Annotated in this window: 5 protein-coding genes; 3 read left to right on the forward strand and 2 right to left on the reverse strand. The window is 67.9% G+C overall.

Annotated features, from left to right (window positions below; translation table 11 throughout):
* The coding region (locus ACWDA7_RS51545; RefSeq protein WP_450614984.1) for an MFS transporter at window positions 1–425 on the reverse strand (425 nt) is incomplete at its 3' end.
* Window positions 426–520: 95 nt separating this feature from the next.
* Here ACWDA7_RS51545 and ACWDA7_RS51550 point away from each other — a divergent pair.
* Both ACWDA7_RS51550 and ACWDA7_RS51555 read left to right on the forward strand, forming a co-directional pair.
* Window positions 521–727 carry a hypothetical protein gene (locus ACWDA7_RS51550; protein ID WP_450614986.1) on the forward strand — a complete coding sequence of 69 codons (207 nt, stop codon included), beginning with the start codon at window positions 521–523 and terminating at the stop codon, window positions 725–727.
* 21 nt (window positions 728–748) lie between these two features.
* Entirely contained in the window at window positions 749–1,345 is a 597-nt protein-coding gene (locus tag ACWDA7_RS51555) for a winged helix-turn-helix transcriptional regulator (RefSeq protein WP_450614988.1), read from the forward strand.
* 20 nt (window positions 1,346–1,365) lie between these two features.
* On the opposite strand, the gene ACWDA7_RS51560 is transcribed toward ACWDA7_RS51555, so the two are convergent.
* Window positions 1,366–1,848, reverse strand: coding sequence for a winged helix-turn-helix transcriptional regulator (locus ACWDA7_RS51560; RefSeq protein ID WP_450614990.1), 483 nt, complete (start codon window positions 1,846–1,848; stop codon window positions 1,366–1,368).
* 138 nt (window positions 1,849–1,986) lie between these two features.
* On the opposite strand from ACWDA7_RS51560, the gene ACWDA7_RS51565 reads away from it, so the two are divergent.
* Window positions 1,987–2,973, forward strand: a complete 987-nt coding sequence (locus ACWDA7_RS51565; RefSeq protein ID WP_450614992.1) for a carbon-nitrogen hydrolase family protein — start codon at window positions 1,987–1,989, stop codon at window positions 2,971–2,973.
* Window positions 2,974–3,177: the final 204 nt, after the last annotated feature.

Genomic DNA, 3,177 nt, shown 5'->3' on the forward strand with positions numbered 1-3,177 from the left:
AAGGCCCCCTGCAGCCCGCGGGCGATGATGAGCACCGTCGCGCTGGGGGCGAGCCCGCACAGCGCGCTCATCAGGCCGAAGCCGGTCATGCCGATGAGGAAGACCCGTTTGCGGCCGTACCGGTCGGCCAGGCGCCCGGCGGGTATCAGCGCCGCGGCGAAAACCAGGCTGTAGATGTTCAGCACCCAGCTCAGGTGCCCGGTGGTGGCGTGGAAGCTGCGGCCGATCGTCTCGAAGGCCACGTTGACGATGGTGGTGTCGAGGAACACCACGAACACGCCGAGGCTGCTCAGGGCGAGCCCGCGCCCTGCGCGCCGGCGTGCCGCAGGGTCCTGGGGTTCTTCTAGGGCGGCATCGTCACGGGCTGCGCCGGCGCTCGGCCCGGCCGGCGGGGCCAGAGTGCCCGGGCTCTCGGGGATGGACATGGCGCTCCTGAAGTGAGTTGTGTTTTCCTACTTACTCGAGGGACGGTATCGTTGTGAGTAGGAAAACACAACTCACTCGTTATTGTGCTGAACACATGGATGCAAACGAGGACAGGACGGCCGAGCGCAAGCAGGCCGGCACCCGCCTCGGGCAGGAGCGGGCGGCGGTGGCCGACGGCCGCAGCGCTTGTGCGGCCGACGGGAGAGCGACGCGCCCCGGGATGTACGTCTTGGCCGACCAGCCCGTCGGCGTCAGGCCCTGCTCGATTGCGGGCGCGCTGGAGATCCTTGGCGAGCGGTAGTCACTGTTGGCGCTACGTGAAATGGCGTACGGCGTGCACCAGTTCTCCAGGATCGCCGGGTATACCGGGGCGTCGCGGGACATCCTCGCGGACCGGCTGCGCAAGCTGGAGAACGCCGGCGTTGTCGAGCGTCGGCAGTACAGCGAGCACCCCCGCGTTACGAATACCACCTGGCCCAGGCGGGCCGTGAGCTCTTCTGGACCCCTTGAGTCGGGGCCCGGCCCAGGCAAGCGGACGTGGCCTCACGAACGGTCCGGGGCCTTCGCCTCCAGCCGGCCGCTCGGGGGCGAGCGCGCCGTTGATCCGCTGTCCGGTCTCCGGATCCTGCGGCCAGATCGTCTTGCCTCGCGGCCCGGCGCGAGGCTTTGGTCCGTACAGAAGGCGAGGTGGGTACGTCCGTCAACTCCGAAGGCGCGGCTCGGCCGATGGCCGGCGGCGCGCTCATGGCGACGCCGCCTTGGCCGCGCCGGCCATTGCGTCACCGCGCAGGTTGCGGGCGCGGGCGTCGACCGCACCCTGCGCAATGATTGCGCTGTCGATGAGCCTCAGCTCCCCGGCGTTGAGCCAGCGCCCCTGCCGTGTTCTCGGCGGGCCCGCGCCGCCGGCGCCGGCAGCTGACCGTCACCTTCCTCACGCAGTCACTCCTTTGGAGCACTGAGGCCCGCGGGCGCAACCATGTGGAGACTGCCATGGACCACGGGTTCGCCGCAGTGGCGGCAGGTACGGAGAACGCTCAAGGCGTGGCCACAACTGTGGCGCAGTTCGGTGGCGGGCTCGTCAACCGCCCATTTGTCGCCCCATTCGCGCAGGGCAAGCATCACGGGAAGAAGCTCACGGCCCGCCTCGGTGAGGTGGTACTCGTAGCGCGGCGGGTGCTCGCTGTACTGCCGACGCTCGACAACGCCGGCGTTCTCCAGCTTGCGCAGCCGGTCGGCAAGGATGTCACGCGAGACGCCGATGTACGCGGCGATGCGGGCAAACCGGTGCACCCCGTAGCTGATCTCACGGACGGCCAGCAGGGTCCACCGCTCGCCAAGGATTTCCAGCGCGGCGGCAACCGAACAGGACCGGACGCCCAACGGCTCCTCCGCCATGTTGAGTCGTTCACCGTGGTCGTTCACGCCACACCTCCGCCGTAGTGGGTTGCCTTTTCCAACACAGTACCGCTATCGTCAGCCGTAACGCGAGCATATGCTCCTATTTAGACGTGACTCCCCGGTCGCGATCACTTTGAGCACACCGTAGCTAGGAGTCACACCATGACCGTCGTGAAGGTCGCCGCAGTCCAGATAAGCCCGGTGCTCTACAGCCGTGCAGGCACTGTCGAACGCGTCGTGAAGAAGATCCACGAGTTGGGGAAGCAGGGTGTCGAGTTCGCGGTCTTCCCGGAGACCATCGTCCCCTACTACCCCTACTTCGGCTTCGTGAAGCAGCCCTTTGCCACGGGCGAGGACCAGCTGCAGCTGCTGAACGAGTCGGTCACCGTGCCGTCCCCCGAGACGAATGAGATCGGGGAGGCCGCACGGCAGAACAACATGGTCGTCTCGATCGGCGTCAACGAGCGCGACGGCGGCACTATTTACAATGCGCAGCTGCTGTTCGACACCGACGGCACGCTGGTCCAGCACCGGCGCAAGATCACGCCGACCTACCACGAGAAGATGATCTGGGGTCAGGGCGACGGCTCGGGCCTGCGCGCCGTGGACACCGCCATCGGCCGCGTCGGCCAGCTCGCCTGCTATGAGCACTACCAGCCGCTGGCGCGCTACGCCCTGATCGCCGACGGGGAGCAGATCCACGCCTCAATGTTCCCCGGCGGCCTCGGCGGCCCGGACTTCTCCGACCAGATGTTCACCGCCGTCCGTCAGCACGCGTTGGAATCGGGGTGCTTCGTCGTCAACGCCACGGCCTGGCTCGATGACGAGCAGAAGGCGAAGCTCGCCGCGGACACCGGTACGCCCGCCCGATTCTTCTCCTTCGGCTACGGCTCCGCCATCGTCGACCCCGAGGGCCGCTTCATCGGCGAGCCGCTCACGTCCGGTGAGGGCGAAGTGATCGCCGACGTGGACTTCACCTTGAGCGACCGCCGCAAGCGCATGGTGGACGCCCGCGGCCACTACGCCCGCCCGGAGCTGCTCAGCCTGCAGATCGACCGCACGCCGGCGACCACCCTCCGTGAGCGCGGCGCATTCGCCCCGGTCCAGGCCCTCCGGGTGGACGAGGAGGGGTCCGCCGGCGACCGATGAGCTGCGTCCCCACCCGGCTCCCGGTCGTAGCCGGCTGGGGATTTTTCGATCCCCACAGCACCGTTGAGGAAACAAAATGATCAATACAGACGATCTGGTCAGCCGGAATGCCGCGTTCGCCGCCCGTGGCGCGCATGAGGGCCTGCACATCCTGGGCAGCGGCCAGCTGATGGTCATCGGGTGCGTCGACTCCCGTGTCGATCC

Source organism: Streptomyces sp. NPDC001156 (assembly GCF_053598275.1).